General features: G+C 61.6%; 12 protein-coding genes. 4 read left to right on the plus strand and 8 right to left on the minus strand.

The genetic code is table 11. The annotated features are described in order from the left end of the window. Window positions 1-78: 78 nt before the first annotated feature. A complete protein-coding gene (gene crgA / locus BMOU_RS06635; RefSeq protein WP_081738514.1) occupies window positions 79-531 on the minus strand; it encodes a cell division protein CrgA in 453 nt (150 codons plus the stop codon). 118 nt (window positions 532-649) lie between these two features. Here crgA and BMOU_RS06640 point away from each other — a divergent pair, with 118 nt between their 5' ends. The 3 genes from BMOU_RS06640 to BMOU_RS06650 all read left to right on the plus strand — a co-directional run bounded on the left by BMOU_RS06640 (window position 650) and on the right by BMOU_RS06650 (window position 3,253). Then, on the plus strand, window positions 650-1,447 hold the full coding sequence (locus tag BMOU_RS06640; protein WP_034876074.1) for a DUF881 domain-containing protein: 798 nt from the start codon (window positions 650-652) through the stop codon (window positions 1,445-1,447). After that, complete coding sequence (locus BMOU_RS06645) at window positions 1,447-2,541, plus strand: class E sortase (RefSeq protein WP_034876076.1); 1,095 nt, start codon at window positions 1,447-1,449, stop codon at window positions 2,539-2,541. The genes BMOU_RS06640 and BMOU_RS06645 overlap by 1 nt, the downstream gene beginning before the upstream one ends. Window positions 2,542-2,608: 67 nt before the next feature. Next, window positions 2,609-3,253: an anthranilate synthase component II gene (locus BMOU_RS06650; RefSeq protein ID WP_034876078.1), complete on the plus strand. Its 645-nt coding sequence runs from the start codon at window positions 2,609-2,611 to the stop codon at window positions 3,251-3,253. 91 nt (window positions 3,254-3,344) lie between these two features. Here the strand turns inward: BMOU_RS06650 and pknB are convergent, their stop codons facing one another. The 7 genes from pknB to BMOU_RS06685 are packed head-to-tail and all read right to left on the minus strand — an operon-like array spanning window position 3,345 to window position 12,079. Beyond that, window positions 3,345-5,411 (minus strand): Stk1 family PASTA domain-containing Ser/Thr kinase, encoded by a 2,067-nt coding sequence (gene pknB / locus BMOU_RS06655; RefSeq protein ID WP_034876079.1) that lies wholly within the window; start codon window positions 5,409-5,411, stop codon window positions 3,345-3,347. Further along, a complete protein-coding gene (locus tag BMOU_RS06660) occupies window positions 5,408-6,352 on the minus strand; it encodes a serine/threonine-protein kinase (RefSeq protein WP_034876081.1) in 945 nt (314 codons plus the stop codon). The genes pknB and BMOU_RS06660 overlap by 4 nt, the downstream gene beginning before the upstream one ends. Further along, window positions 6,349-7,815: a peptidoglycan D,D-transpeptidase FtsI family protein gene (locus BMOU_RS06665; protein ID WP_034876083.1), complete on the minus strand. Its 1,467-nt coding sequence runs from the start codon at window positions 7,813-7,815 to the stop codon at window positions 6,349-6,351. Before BMOU_RS06665 ends, BMOU_RS06660 begins: the two co-directional genes overlap by 4 nt. Continuing rightward, window positions 7,808-9,232, minus strand: a complete 1,425-nt coding sequence (locus BMOU_RS06670) for an FtsW/RodA/SpoVE family cell cycle protein (protein ID WP_034876086.1) — start codon at window positions 9,230-9,232, stop codon at window positions 7,808-7,810. The genes BMOU_RS06665 and BMOU_RS06670 overlap by 8 nt, the downstream gene beginning before the upstream one ends. Next, window positions 9,229-10,821, minus strand: a complete 1,593-nt coding sequence (locus BMOU_RS06675) for a PP2C family protein-serine/threonine phosphatase (RefSeq protein WP_034876088.1) — start codon at window positions 10,819-10,821, stop codon at window positions 9,229-9,231. The genes BMOU_RS06670 and BMOU_RS06675 overlap by 4 nt, the downstream gene beginning before the upstream one ends. 2 nt (window positions 10,822-10,823) lie before the next feature. Then, a complete protein-coding gene (locus tag BMOU_RS06680) occupies window positions 10,824-11,351 on the minus strand; it encodes an FHA domain-containing protein FhaB/FipA (RefSeq protein ID WP_034876089.1) in 528 nt (175 codons plus the stop codon). A 26-nt stretch (window positions 11,352-11,377) separates the two neighbouring features. Next, a complete protein-coding gene (locus BMOU_RS06685) occupies window positions 11,378-12,079 on the minus strand; it encodes an FhaA domain-containing protein (protein ID WP_034876092.1) in 702 nt (233 codons plus the stop codon). Between the two features lie 220 nt (window positions 12,080-12,299). On the opposite strand from BMOU_RS06685, the gene BMOU_RS06690 reads away from it, so the two are divergent. After that, the gene (locus BMOU_RS06690) at window positions 12,300-14,786 is read left to right on the plus strand and encodes a prolyl oligopeptidase family serine peptidase (protein WP_034876094.1); all 2,487 of its coding nucleotides are present in this window, start codon (window positions 12,300-12,302) and stop codon (window positions 14,784-14,786) included. The last annotated feature ends 161 nt before the right edge of the window (window positions 14,787-14,947 follow it).

Here is a 14,947-nt window from a genome sequence, read left to right on the forward strand (position 1 = left end):
ATCGGGACGGGTCTAGGTCCCGGAAACGGCGAAATGGCGCCTGGGATTGCCCAGACGCCATTTCACGGTGGGTATTGGCTAACGCCACCACATGGTCATGAGGAATCCGACCATGATGATCGCGACGGCGATGGCCAGATTCCATGCGCCGATGTTCGGAATCGGATAGCTGCCGCTCAAGTAGTAGACCACGGCCCAGATCAGACCGATGATCATCAGCGCGCAGAACAGCGGCACGAACCAACGCGGGTTGGACTTGGTGCCCTTGATGGTCTCCTCGACACGGCGGGTGTTCTCGGCCTGGCGGTTCATCATGCGTTGCATCTGGGGGGTCAGGGAATCCTTGTCGACGGTGGCGTTCAGCACCGCTTCGACGCGGTCCATCGGGATGTCAAGATCATCATCGTCTTCGGCGGACTCGGCAACAGCGTCGTTGTCGGCGGTCTCTTCCGTGCTTTCCGCAACCTCGGACTGCCAGTCCTTCTGGTCATCCGCGGTGGTTTCGTGCAGCTCTTCGTCAGCCATCAGCATAGTCTCCTTCAATAGGCTAAAAGTCATAATAGTGGGTAGACTCGAAAGCGGCGAACTCACATCGTAAAACTGCTCAAATTCAGAGCAAACGTTCAGCAATCGATAGGGGAAGGTCCGCATGGCGAAACATACCGGCAGACATACCGCAAAACGGTCGAAAGTGGCCGGAATCGCGGTGTTCTTGGTATTGATGCTGTCCGGATTCCTGCTGACGACCAACCTGCGTGTGAACCGTTCCGTGGTGGTCTCCAACGATACCGCCGAACTGGTGGAGCAACGGGTGAAAAAGGTGAACTCGCTGCGCAAGGAAGTCGACGGCCTCAGCTCAAAGGTGGATGATCTGAGCAAAACGCTCAACAGCACGGACGGCGATGACGCGCAAGACGGCGAGAGCGCCGGCGCCGGCACCATGCTACCGGCGGTCGAAGGGCCGGGGCTCGTGGTGACGCTCAACGATTCACCGCTATGGAAGAACATGGTCGACTCATCCGGATCGACCTCCAACATCAACGACTATGTGATACATCAGCAGGACGTCGAGGCGGTGGTCAACGCATTGTGGGCCGGAGGCGCGGAATCCATGATGATCATGGACCAGCGTGTGCTGTTCAACTCCGCCGTGCGTTGCTCCGGCAACGTACTGCTGCTGCAGGGCAAGAAATACTCGCCGCCGTTCAAGATCTCCGCGATCGGACCGGTGGACCGCATGCAGCAGGCATTGAACGATTCAAAGGAGATCGCCATCTACCGGCAGTATGTGAGCGCGTTCGGCCTGGGATGGAAGGTCGAGAAGAAGGACAAGCTGCATTTCGACGCGACCGACGCATTGCAACAGCCACTGAAATATGCGAAAGTCATCGAGAGCGATGACAGCAACGAAGATGCCGAACAGAAGACGGAAGAGGGAAATCAGTAATGAAGCACGTCAAGCCGGTTGCGGCACGCCGAAGAAGCTTCGTCTGGACGCTGCTGGGGGTGCTCGCCGAAATCATGCTGACGGCGGCGGCCATCTGCGCGCTGTACATCGCATGGCAGATGTGGTGGACGGGCGTGCAGTCCGAGCACACGCAGATCGAGACCCGTCAATCGGTGTCATGGTCGGATCCGAGCAAGGACGAGAACGTGACCATCGCCCAGGCACAGGAGGGCGATCCGCCCGTACAGCCGCAGAACGCGCAGGAGGGCGAGCTCATCGCCCAGGTCTACATTCCGCGATTCGGCAGCCAGTGGCAGCGCAACCTCGTGGAAGGCACGACGCTCACCGAACTCAACAAGCACGGTCTCGGGCACTACAAGGATTCGCAGATGCCCGGCCAAATCGGCAATTTCGCCTTCGCGGGACATCGCAACGGCTATGGGCAGCCGCTCGGCGATGTGGACAAACTGCAGGAAGGCGACCCCATCATCATCCGCACGCAGGACTACTGGTACGTGTACCACTACACGAAGAGCGAGATCGTGCTGCCGACCGACGTGGATGTCGTGTCATCCAATCCCGAAGAGCCCGGCACCACGCCGACCAAACGCATGCTGACCATGACCACCTGCGAGCCGAAATACTCCACCCCGACCCACCGATGGATCAGCTACGGCGAATTCTCCTACTGGGCCAAAGTCTCCGACGGCATCCCACAGGAGCTCGCCACCACCGACTCCAATGGCAAAGTCAAATTCATCAACAATGAGAAGGCCTCATTCGCTTCGGGCATAACCACGCTGAAGCCGTGGATCTTCGGCGCGCTCGCCGCCTACGCGGTTATTTTCATCGCGGCCGCGGTGGCATGGCGTTGGCCGGTGCTGGCGGCCATTCGCGCAGGAGAGCGCAGGAAACCCGATTTCAGCATATACGGCGGCCTGTTGCGGTTACAGCCGGGAGTGCTGCCGATTCGGCTGATCCTGCTGTTGCTCCTGCTGTTCGCGGCCGCGGGATCGACGTTCGAATGGCTGTTCCCCTGGGCGGCTTCGAACATTCCGATGCTGCAGGAGATGTCGAATTACACGGCTGTGTAGTGAGACGCAGGGGGCGATGCGGCGATTCGCGCACGTACACTGCTGTTCAACCGTTGATAGGAGCATTATGACCGATTCCGCACGCATTTTGGTCGTAGATAACTACGATTCCTTCGTCTACACGATTGTCGGCTATCTTAAGACGCTCGGCGCCACCGTGACCGTGGCGCGCAACGATGCGATCGACCCGGACGCGGCCGGTGCGATTGACGGCTATGATGGCGTGCTGATTTCCCCCGGACCGGGCACCCCGGCGCAATCCGGTGCCAGCGAGGGCGTGATCCGCCTATGCGCGGCGCAGGGCAAGCCGATGTTTGGCGTGTGTCTGGGCATGCAGGCGTTGGCCGAGGTATTCGGCGCGACCGTAAGCCATGCGCCGACCATCATGCACGGCAAAACCAGCCAGGTGGAGCATGTCGACGATGAGATCTTCGAAGGCGTGGCCAATCCGATGACGGCGACGCGCTACCATTCGCTGGCCGTGGAGCCGGATTCCGTACCGGACACGCTTGTGGTGACCGCCTGGACGCAGGGTGATCATATCGTGCAGGGCATCAGGCATCGCGATTTGCCGATGTATGCGGTGCAGTTCCATCCGGAATCGGTGATGACGCAGGACGGGTATCGGCTTCTGGCCAATTGGCTGAAGGTGTGCGGGCAGGATTCGGCCGTGGACAGGTCCATCGGGTTGCAGCCCAAGGTGGCGGGCTGATTTGCCCTGAATCCTTTCGCGATTGCCGCGGGAGGGGCTTAACGACAAAAGGAGCGACGTTGAGTCGCTCCTTTTGTCATATCAGGCATCCTTAGTGGGTGGCAGAGGACGTGGGCGAGGGGGACGTGCTGCCCGACGTGGACGGGGACGGCGAGCTGTCGGACTTGGTGGTCAGGGTGATGGTGGCGCCGGAATCGGCCTGTGAGCCACCTTCGGGGCTCATGCCGGTGACGATGGCGTCATCGTCGCTCGAACCGTTCACGGTGACCTGGAAGCCGTTGTTGGTAAGCAGACTCCTGGCGCTCGCCAAAGTCATGCCGGACACGTCCGGCACGCTGACCTGCTGCTTGCCGAGGGACACCCAGATGGTTACGGACGTGCCGAGTTCGACGGTGCTGCCGGAACCCGGCTCAAGGCGGGTGACCGAACCGGAGGCGACGGAATCGGAGTATTCGCTCTCCACGTTGACCGTGCCGATACCGGCCTTATTGAGCTGACTGATCACCGAATCCTTGGTCTGACCAACCAGATTGTCGGGAATCTTGGTCATACCGGACGAAATGTACAGCGTGATGATCGTGCCCTTGGTCTGCTTGGAATTCGCGGCGGGGTCCGTGCTCACCACCTTGTCTTTTTCGATGGTGCCGCTATCGACGGTTTTGACGCTGCCCACCTTGAAACCGGCATTCTCCAGAAGGGTTTTGGCCTCCTCCTGACTCCTGTTCGACACGTCGGGAACCGTGACGGTCTGCGGTCCGGTGGAGAACCACACGGATACGGTGGAGCCCTTCTCCACCTTGGATCCGCCCTTCGGATTCTGCTTGGTGACGGTGCCCTTGGTCTGGTCGGATTCCGTGTCTTCGCGGGCATCGAGCTTCAGGCCGAGCGCATTGAGCTTCTCCTCGACCGTGGTCTGCGAGATATTCGACATCTCAGTGAAATCCGGCACGTCGACGGTGTCGGCCGTCGAGCTGCCGCGATTGAGCATGTAGACGATACCCAGCACGGCCAGCAACGCCACCAGCACGCCCACCACGGAGCCGATGATGATCTGCTTTCTTTTCCTCGCCTTGGCGGCGGCCGCACGCTGCTCGGCGCGGGTTTTCATGGCGACACCGCCGTTGTTCGCCATCACCTGCTCGAACTGGCCCGTCACCGGGTTGAATGCCTGTGTCGCCGCGGTTTCGCCACTCGTCGGGTTCATCGCCACGGTCGCGGCTTCCTGCTCGGCCTGCTTGCGTGCCTTCACGTTGGTCAGGTCGGTCAGTGGATTGAATGCGGCGGCGACCGGAACGCCGCCATTCATGAACGTCAGCAGATCGTTCTTGAACTCGGATGCGGTGGCATACCGGTTCTGGCGGTCCTTCGCCATGGCCTTCGCACAGATCGAATCCCACATCTTCGGCAGTCCGGGTACCACGGAGCTTGGTGGGGTGGCCACTTCGGAAACATGCTGGTAGGCGATGGCCACCGCGGAATCGCCGGTGAACGGCGGTTTGCCCGTCAACATCTCATACAGCACGCAACCGGCGGAATACAGGTCGGAACGCATATCGACGGTTTCACCGCGGGCCTGCTCGGGGGAGAGGTACTGTGCGGTGCCGACCACGCCCTGCGACTGCGTCATCGTGGCGGCGGAGTCGTCAAGCGCGCGGGCGATGCCGAAATCCATGACCTTCACCACGCCCTGCTCGGAGATCATGATGTTGCCGGGCTTGATGTCGCGGTGTATCACACCCATGCGATGCGAGTATTCGAGCGCGTTCAGCACGCCCATCATCACCTGTTCGGCATCGCGCTGGCTGAGCGCGCCATTCACCTTGATGATGTCGCGCAGGGTCTGGCCCTTCACATACTCCATCACCAGATACGGCAGATGCTCGGTCTGGCCGGTCTCGGTGGTCACGACCTCTTCGCCCGAATCGTAGATGTTCACGATATTCGGATTGTTCATCTGCGCCACGGAATGCGCCTCGCGACGGAAGCGGGCGAGGAAGATCTGGTCATTGGCGAAATCGGCGCGCATGATCTTCACGGCCACGGTACGGCCCAGACGCGTATCAAGAGCCACGTGCACTTCGGCCATACCGCCGCGACCGACCAACTGGCCGAGCTGATAACGGCCATTCGCCAAAGTGGTAGGCATGTTGTTGCTCATCCCTGTTCCTTCCAATCACTGCTGGGCGAGATATGGGGTCTGCTGACCACACGACGAGGAAGCCGGCCCCCGGTGGGAACGATCGTCGTATCTGCCAGCTGTGTCTGCTGATCGAGCAGACGGCGTTCTATGCGTGTCAGCATGCGGGATACCGCCAACGCATCCTTCGGACGGTCAAGCGGATCCTTGGCGAGCATCGACATCACGAATTCACGCAGTTGCACATCCACGGAGTCAGGCAACGGCGGAACCGGATTGTTCACATGTGCGGCGGCGATATCGACAGGCGTGGTACCGGTGAACGGACGATGCCCGCACAGGCCCTCGTAGGCGACGACACCCAGCGAATAGATGTCGGACTGTGGCGTGGCCTGATGGCCCTGCGCCTGCTCTGGAGAAATATACTGCGCGGTACCTACGACCATGCCATCCTGTGTGATCTGCTCCTGATTGGTGGAATAGGAGACGCCGAAATCGGTGATCTTCACCTCGCCGGAATCGGAAACCATGATATTCGCCGGCTTCACGTCGCGATGGATCACGCCATGCGAATGCGCCACGAACAGGCCCCGCGCGGTCTGGATGAGAATCGGCAGCAGTTGCGTCGGCTCCATCGGGCCGCCGATTTCATGGAACAGATCGGCCAGCGACTTGCTCGGCACATACTCCATAATCAGGAATCCGATGCCGTCATGCTCATAGTATTCGAACAGGGCGGCGATGTTCGGATGCGCCAGATTGGCGGAATTATGGGCTTCCGCTCGCAGACGAAGCAGCTTCGCCTCCTGGCTGGAGCCCAGATCGCCACGCAAGGCCTTGATGGCCACCGGGCGGCCGAGCTGAATGTCATAGCCCTTCCACACTTCACCCATGCCGCCTTGCGCCAGACGGGAATCCAGTCTGTAGCGTCGGTGGATGAGCTGTCCTTCAATCAGTTTCATTCTGCCAGCGCCTCCTGCATCATTGCTTTCATAATCGGCCCTGCGGCCAATGCGCCGTAGGTGTCCACGTTGTGCACCACCACGGACACCGCGATCTTCGGATTGTCCGCAGGTGCGAATCCGATGACCCAGGCGTCGACGGATCCATTGTTCTCCCCAATTTGCGCGGTACCGGTCTTCACCGCCACCTGCACGCCGTCGATCGCCAGTTCGGGATCCTCCTTGGTGACCACGGCCTCCATCATCTGTGTGAGCTTGTCGGCGGTATCGGCGCTGAACGGGCGCGACATCTCCTCCGACTTGGTCTGCGAGACGACCGACAGATCCGACGATCGTACGCGATCGACCAACGTCGGCTGCATCAGCTTGCCGTCATTGGCGATGGCCGCCGCGATCAAGGCGTTCTGCAGCGGCGTGACCACGGTATCGCCCTGCCCGATCGACGCCAGCGCAAGCTTGTCGTCACTTACATCGGTCGGGAATTTCGAAGCCACGGTCATCCACGGGGTGCCGGAGGAACTGGTGCCGTCCACGGTGATCGAACTGTCGAAGCCGAGCTTCTTGGCCATCGACGAGATCTTCTCGTCGCCCAACGCGACGCCCAACTGCGCAAAGGCGGTGTTCGACGAATACGCCATCGCGTCTTCCAACGAGATCTTGCCGTCGGAGCCGTCTCCCTGCGAGGTGGCGTTCGTCAGCTGCACCGTGGTACCGGGAAGCGTATAGCTGGCGCCGGCGGGAATCTGCGTGTCGGTCTGGTATTGGCCGGTTTCCAGCGCGGTGGCCGCCACCACCGTCTTGAACGTGGAGCCGGGCGGGTACAGCTGCGAGGTGGCGCGGTTGAGCATCGGATTCGTCTGGTCGGACGACAACGTGTTGTAGTTCTCGTTCACTTCCGACGTATTGTGGCCGGCCAGCTGGTTCGGATCGTAGCTGGGCGTGCTCACCATGGCGAGAATACGGCCGGTCTTCGGCTCGATGGCCACTGCCGCACCGTCAAGCGAGCCCAAGGCGTTGTAGGCGGCCTGCTGGATCTTCGGATCGATGGAGGTCTCGATGGTGGCGCCCTTGTTCTCCTGACCGGTGAACAGCGACTTGAAACGCTGCCAGATCAGCTGATCGGACTGCCCCGACAACAGTGAACTGCGGGAGGCTTCGATTCCGCTCCACCCGCGCTGGCTAATCGAGAAGAACCCGGTGACCGGCGCATACAGCGGGCCGTCGGAGTAGGAACGCTGATAGGAGAATGCGTCGTTCGACGGATCGGATTTGGCGATCACGGAACCGTCCGAAGCGAGAATCGAGCCTCGCGGGGCGCCGTATTCATGGTAGAGCGCGCGGGTGTTACGCGGATCCTGATTGAGCTGGTTGGCCCGGATGGCGGTGATGATGGTCGTCGACATGCCAAGGATCACGAACAGGATGATGACAATGGTGAAAAGCTGACGCAACGATCTATTCATTCGAACCTCCCGTCACGGTGCGTGCGATCGGTTCGGTGGGCTGCGTGCGGTGCTTCGTCTCGCGATTGCGCAGCGCCTGCATCGCCTCATATTGGAAGGTGTCGCTGTTCAGGTCGTCCTCCGGTTTGTTTGCGGCGTTCGAAATGATGATCAGCAATGTGGCCAGCAGATAGTTGGCGATCAGCGACGAGCCGCCGGCGGCCATATACGGCAGGGTCAGACCGGTCAGCGGAATGACCAGCGTGATGCCGCCGACCACGGTGAACACCTGGAACGCCATGGTGAACACCAGTCCGGAGGCCAGCAGCTTGCCGAAACCGTCCTTGATCTTCATGGCGGTGATCATGCCGGCGGCGATGATCAGCAGATACAGCATCAGCGTTGCCAGCAGGCCGGTCAGGCCGAGCTCCTCGCCGGTCGCCGCATAGATGTAGTCGGAGTTGGCGATCGGCGTGAGCGACGGATGCCCCTGGCCCAGGCCGGTGCCCATCATGCCGCCGGAGGCCAAGCCGAAGATGCCGGTGACCAACTGGTACGATCCGCCATACTCCTTGCCATACTGCTCCGCACTGAACGGGTGCAGCCAGGCGTCGACGCGCGCGCCGACATGGCTGAAGATGTTCGCCGCCAGGAACGCGCCCGCGGCGAAGGCGATGAAGCCGATGATAATCCAGCTTTTGCGGCCGGTGGCCACATACAGCATGGAAACGAACATGGCGAAGAACATCAGCGAGGTGCCCAGATCATGCTGGATCACGAGTACGCCCATGGCCACGATCCACACCACGATGATCGGTCCCATGTCTTTGATTCTCGGAAGCTGCAGGCCGAGCACCTTCCTGCCGCCGACCGCAAGCTGGTCACGGTGGTCGAACAGGTAGGAGGCGAAGAAGAACGCGAGAAACAGCTTGGCGAATTCGCTTGGCTGGAACGAGCCGAGACCCGGGATCTTCACCCAGATCTTCGCACCATACTGTTCGGAGCCGATCACCGGCAGCATCGGGGATAGCAGCAGCACCAGGCCGACGACCATGCTCACGTACGAAAAACGGCGCAGTACGCGGTAATCCTTGAGGAAAATCACCAGCAGACCGCTCAGCACGAGCGCTATGACCAACCACATCAGCTGCTTGAACGCGACCGAGGTATTGGTCTCCTGATCGATGCGGGCGATCATGGTCACACCGATGCCGGTCAGCAGCATGACACAGCACATGATGGTCTGGTTCGCATACGGCTGGAATCGCAGCAACAGGCCCCACACGACCAGGAACAGCACGGCGATGAACATGAGCATCCCCATGTAATTGGACGGAAAGCCGCCCGTGGTGCGTTCGAACATCTGGAAGAACGCCACGGCGCAGATCAGCATGCTGAGCATCAGCAGACCGAACTGTCTCAAGCGGGTAGCGATCATGACTTGTCACCGCCTTGCGGGCTTGAGCTGGCGGACGACGATGCGGAGGCGCTCGCGCTGGGGCTGGCCGAAGAGCTGGCGGAAGGCGACGACTTGCCTTCGCTCTTCTTCTTGCTTTCGGCCTGCTGCTGCTTGAGTTGCTTCTCGATGAGCTTCGTGTGGTTCTCCGCTTCGCTATACGAATCGAAGGAGATGCCCTGCTGCAGTTGCTCCTGCCAGCTTGGCGGCAGATCGGAGGTCTTCATGCCGGTGGCGGATATGGCGTGGGACAGCTTCAGTCCGAAGATGCTTGTCGGCACGCCTTGGAAGATGGTGACGCTGCCGTTGTCGTTGCCGAGGTAGTACTTGGTCTGGCTCCAACGATACGTGCCGAAGGCGGCCCCCGCCAACCCCAGCAGCACCAGAAGGGTGACGATGATGCCGATGGTGCGGTTGCGCTTGGTGTGCGCACGCTTGGTCTTGCGCTGTTGGATCTGTTCGTTGCGGATGGCCTTGGCGACTTCCGGATCGTTCGGGTCGGCGGAGATGCGGCCGTCGTTCTTGTGTACGACCGGGATTTCGCCGGTGTCCGGATTGGTGCGGTCGCCCGTCTCCTCACGTACGGTGGATGGTTGCGCCACACGCTGTTCGGGCTGTGGTTCGTTGCCGGTCTCGTCGGGATTCTTGCCGTGGCGCAGGGCCGCCGCGCGTGCGGCCGGCGACTGCTTGCCCTCGCGCAGCAGCGGTGCCGTGGCCACCGGTGCGTTGATGATGTCGGCGATCGGCTCGAGGCTTGCGCTGGCCGCGCCGGCCACCAGCGGCGTCTGATGCGGCAGATCGAAGGCGTCGGCGTTCAGAGCGAGCGTCGCATCGGCGATCACCGCGGTGACGTTGTCGGTGCTGCCGGCGCGCAACGCCATGGAAACGAGACGCTGCGCGCACTCCTCCTGATCGGAGCAGGTCGCAAGCACCTCCTGCAGGGTGGAATCCTCCAGCACGCCACACAGACCGTCGGAGCACAACAGCCAGCGGTCGGCCGGATGCGCCTTGCGTACGGCGATGTCGGGACGGGGGTCGATATCGAAATCGCCCAGCACACGCATCACGACATTGCGCTGCGGATGGTTGCGCGCCTCGGATTCGCTGATGCGGCCGGTGTCGAGCAGATGCTGCACATAGCTGTGGTCCGAGGTCATACGGATGAGATGGCCGTCATGCAGCAGGTAGGCTCGGGAATCGCCGATATGCGCGAGCACCCAGTATCCCGACACCAAGGCCACGGCGGTGACGGTGGTGCCCATGCCCGCGAGGCGACGTTCGCGCTTGGCCTTGCCGACGATGGCGTCGTGCGCGGCCATGACGGAGGTCTCCATCATGTGGGCGACGGTCTTCACGTCATCTTGCACATTGTCCCGTTCGATATGTGCCAACGATCGGATGGCGATGGTGGACGCGGTATCGCCGCCGGCATGGCCTCCCATGCCGTCGCAGATGGCGATCAGACGTTCGCCCGCGAACGCGGAATCCTGGTTGTTGGAACGCACGGTACCCACATCCGAGACGGTGGTGGAGTACAGGAACAATGGTTGTGAAGCGGCGGAAGTCGTCAAAGTCACCTCAATTCAAAGGTGGTTGCGCCGATACGCACCGGAACGCGCGAGCCGAGGATCATCGGGGCGTTCAGGCGCTGCTGGTTGACCACGGTGCCGTTGGTGGAGCCCAGATCCTCGATGGCCCACTGGCCGGTTGCGGGATCGGTATAGACGCGTGCATGGTGCGAGGAGACGAATTCGTCATCGAGCACCACGGTATTCGAAGCTGCACGGCCCAGGGTGATGGTGTTGCCGGTCAAAGGGACGGAACTGCCGGCAAGCGGGCCATCGATGACGACCAACAGGGTGGGTCTGGCGTTCGAAATCGGCATCTCGTTGGTGGGGACGACGGGTGCGGCCGACGCCACGGGCGCCGGCGCCTCGACCGCCCTGCGTGCGCGACGCTCCTTACGGCGATGAGCCCGCGACTTGCGCGGGCTGAACGTCTCGATGTCCTTGTACAGCGAACGGACCGTACAGGCTACGAAAACCCATAACAGTATGAGGAAACCATACTTGAGGATCGCAAAGGTAAGTTCGGTGAGCATAAAGGCAACTCCCGGGTTGGGGTTGGTCACTCCTGATCCTGCGAAGAAGCCCAGTACAGGATTCGGGTGCGGCCGATGGTGATGGTGTTGCCATCCAGCAGCGTGGCCGCCGGCACCTGATGGCCTTCGACATACGTGCCGTTGGTGGAACCCAGGTCACGTGCGATTACGTTGTCGCCGTTGATGTCGATCTCCAGATGCTTGCGGGAGATGCCCGGGTCGTCGATCACGATGTCGCAGTTGGATCCGCGGCCGATGATGGTCTTGTCTTTGGTGAGCAGGTATTGTTTTTCGCCGATTTCCAGCATCGGGCAATCCTCGGTCTGCGCCTCGGTGGTCACCGGCACCGCATTGCCCTGCACGGACTCGCTGGTGAGCTTGAAATCGCTCTTGTTCAGGTCAAGGTCCTCTTCGAAGATCACCACGACCGGTCCGACGAATGCATAATGCTGGCTCTTCGCATACTGCGTGAGATTGTCGGCCAGTTCGTTGGCCAGGGTCTCGGCACCCCACTCCACGATGTTGTTGAAGTCCGGTGTGCTCAGCTTGAAACGGTATTCGTTCGGGGCTACGGTACGGTCGCGAGTAACGGGCATTGCCTCTTTGTCAATCTCGCGTTCAAGAGCGCTGGAGAGGTCAACCGGCTGCAGGTCCTTGGACCCGAACTTAGCGAATACTCCGTTGACGGCGCCTTCCACACTCTTCTCAAATCGATCGAGAACGCTCATACTTGTCCCTTTCTATCCTCACCTATCCTACGCGGTAGAGTGCCGAGAGCCAATTTATAAGACCCATAATTGCAAAAATTCCATGCAAAGTGGGGCGTGGATGGTGATACGGGCCTGGTTCGACGTCGGTTCCTTGAGCTCGTTTCCAAACCACCGACGGTGGGGGTGGTCCGGGCGTCGGTGGTTTGGGTGGTTTGGGATGGCCGGTAGTTTGGAATGTATGAATGATGCGATTGATGAGTTTCCTCGATTGAAGGCCCGCACCCTGCGATTCACGTGCGGCGCGCCCCGCTCCGCCCGCGTGGTCGGCGATGGGTCGCATGCGTTGTTCCTGCGATCCGACGGCCCGGAAGATACCGTCACCTCACTGTGGATGAGCGTGATCGACACGACCGGCGACGGCGACGATAGGGAGATTCTGCTCGCCGATCCGCGTGAACTGCTGGCCGATGCCGACGCGGAGGACGTTCCGGCCGAGGAACGTGCGCGGCGTGAGCGTGCTCGCGAAGGCGGCTCCGGAATCGTTGCCTATTCCGTCGATCAGGCCGGACGTCGCGTCGTGTTCACCATCAACGGCCAACTATTCCTGACCGAAATCCGGGAGGACGGCACCGGCGCACGCACCCGCCAGCTTGCCTTCGAGGATCCGACCCTCACCACGAGCGGATACGGGCCGGTGCTCAACCCGCGCATCAGCCCCGACGGCCGCCACGTGATGTACACGACCGGCGAGCACCTGAACCTGATCGACATCGCCGATTGGCCGGCTCCGGGGCAGGCCGCGCGGGAGTCCATCACCACGGTGTACGGCGTATGCGACGGCAACGGAGACGATCAGGCGCCCCATACGGTGAAGATCGGCCTGGCGGAATTCGCCGCCGGTGAGGAGATGGACCGGTACGACGGCTTCTGGTGGTCGCCGGATTCCCGATACGTGCTGTTCGAGACCTTCGACGCCTCGGACGAACCGGTATGGCATATCTGCGATCCGGCGAATCCGACCACGCCCACGGCCGTCCGCCACTATCCGCAGGCGCTGACGGCCAACGCCGACGTGCGTCTGACGTTGCTGGAACTCGGTTTCGATGCCGACGGCTGCTGCTACGGCGAAGTGCCGCATGCAGTGGAATGGGACCGGGAATCCTACGAATATCTGGCTTCCGTGAACTGGACGGAAGGTCACGATCCGATCATCGAAGTGCAGGATCGGCTGCAACGCAACGATCAGGTGCTGGCCATCCATGTCGGCGAACCGATCATGCCGGTCATCGCACCGGAAACCGAATTCATCGACGAGAACGGCGACGAGGTCGAGACCTTCTCCTTTGCGATTCCCGAGTATGCGCAGGGCGAGGAGCCCGGCACGACCCATGTGCTCGAAGAGCGTCACAATGACCGCTGGCTTGACCTGATGCACGGGACGCCCGCCTACACGCCGGACGGACGCCTGATCTGCGCGGTCAACGACATGGACGCCGACACGAATCGCCTGAGCGTGGATGGATATGCGTTCACGCCGGTCGGCCTGCAGGTGCGTGAAGTGCTTGACGTCACCGACGACGATGTGCTGTGCGTGGTGCAGCGCACGCCGGAACTGCTGCCGGAATCCGAACTGCCGTATCTGTGGCGGGCGAACGCTGCCGATCATGATGCGCGCAGCTTCGACGTGGTGTCGCTGCGTTTCGATGGCGGCTGGGAGCCGCTCACCTACACGCCCGGCCAATGGACGATGTCACGTGCCGGCAACGGATGCGTGATGGCCGGACGCGGCATGGACGATGCGCGGATCCAGATGCAGCATTGCATGAACGTCGCAACGGTCGGCGAAGACGGTGTGGAGACGCTGTCCATGGTGGTCGCGCCGATCGAGAACCACGCCGCCGAACCCGGATTCACGCCGAATGTACGATTCGTGCGATCGGGGGAACGTGCGCTGCATACGGCGATCGTTCTGCCGTCCGAAGGCAGCCGGTACGCCCATGCCGACAGGTTGCCGGTGCTCATGAAGCCGTACGGCGGCCCGGGATTCCAACAGGTCGTCGCAAGCCAGTCATTCCACTGGGACGCACAGTGGTGGGCCGATCAGGGATACATCGTCGTGACGGCCGACGGTCGCGGCACCACCGGCCGCGGGCCGAGGTGGGACCGCGCGATCTACGAGAACATGAAGGCCGTGACGCTTGAGGATCAGGTCGATGCCGTGCGTGCGTTGCCGGAAATCCTGAACGAATTGCGGGCGGAACAGGCCGGATCCGCGACGGACGGCTCCATTCCCGAACCCGATCTGGATCGCGTGGCGATGATCGGCTGGTCGTATGGCGGATTCCTTTCCGCGCTCGCCGTGCTGGAAGCGCCCGAAGTGTTCGCAGCCGCCTGCGCCGGCGCCCCGCCGACCGACTGGACGCTCTACGACACGCACTACACCGAACGGTATCTGGGACTCGACCCGGCCGTATACGAGCGCAATGGCATCATTGCGGACGCTCCGAAACTCACCCGTCCGCTCATGCTCATCCACGGGTTCGCCGACGACAACGTGACCATCGCGCACAGCCTGCGACTCAGCCAGGCGCTGATGGCCGCCGGCCGGGAGCACACGTTCCTGCCGCTGACCGGCATCACGCATATGACCAACGACGAGACCGTCGCCGAAAACCTGCTGATCCTCCAACGCGACTTCCTCGCAAACGCGCTACACAAGGCGTGACGCCCTCCGCCGGTCGCGGTGCGGACGATGCGGAGCGTGTTGCGGACCTCGCGAGAAGAATCCCACGGGAATTTTACGGGGGGGGGGGTTGGATTCCGCGAGGCCGATGCCGCCGGCCGGCATCGTTATTCGCCAAGCGCGTTATCCGCATCGCAGCCGGT

Source organism: Bifidobacterium moukalabense DSM 27321, assembly GCF_000522505.1.
Taxonomy (GTDB): domain Bacteria; phylum Actinomycetota; class Actinomycetes; order Actinomycetales; family Bifidobacteriaceae; genus Bifidobacterium; species Bifidobacterium moukalabense.

Bases quoted from the DNA above. Each gene is read 5' to 3' on its own strand.
- BMOU_RS06645 (WP_034876076.1), top strand. From the start codon at position 1,447: ATGAAGCACGTCAAGCCGGTTGCGGCACGCCGAAGAAGCTTCGTCTGG.
- BMOU_RS06660 (WP_034876081.1), bottom strand. From the start codon at position 6,352: ATGAAACTGATTGAAGGACAGCTCATCCACCGACGCTACAGACTGGAT.
- BMOU_RS06670 (WP_034876086.1), bottom strand. From the start codon at position 9,232: ATGATCGCTACCCGCTTGAGACAGTTCGGTCTGCTGATGCTCAGCATG.
- BMOU_RS06685 (WP_034876092.1), bottom strand. From the start codon at position 12,079: ATGAGCGTTCTCGATCGATTTGAGAAGAGTGTGGAAGGCGCCGTCAAC.
- BMOU_RS06650 (WP_034876078.1), top strand. From the start codon at position 2,609: ATGACCGATTCCGCACGCATTTTGGTCGTAGATAACTACGATTCCTTC.
- crgA (WP_081738514.1), bottom strand. From the start codon at position 531: ATGCTGATGGCTGACGAAGAGCTGCACGAAACCACCGCGGATGACCAG.
- BMOU_RS06665 (WP_034876083.1), bottom strand. From the start codon at position 7,815: ATGAATAGATCGTTGCGTCAGCTTTTCACCATTGTCATCATCCTGTTC.
- BMOU_RS06640 (WP_034876074.1), top strand. From the start codon at position 650: ATGGCGAAACATACCGGCAGACATACCGCAAAACGGTCGAAAGTGGCC.
- BMOU_RS06680 (WP_034876089.1), bottom strand. From the start codon at position 11,351: ATGCTCACCGAACTTACCTTTGCGATCCTCAAGTATGGTTTCCTCATA.
- BMOU_RS06690 (WP_034876094.1), top strand. From the start codon at position 12,300: ATGAATGATGCGATTGATGAGTTTCCTCGATTGAAGGCCCGCACCCTG.
- pknB (WP_034876079.1), bottom strand. From the start codon at position 5,411: ATGAGCAACAACATGCCTACCACTTTGGCGAATGGCCGTTATCAGCTC.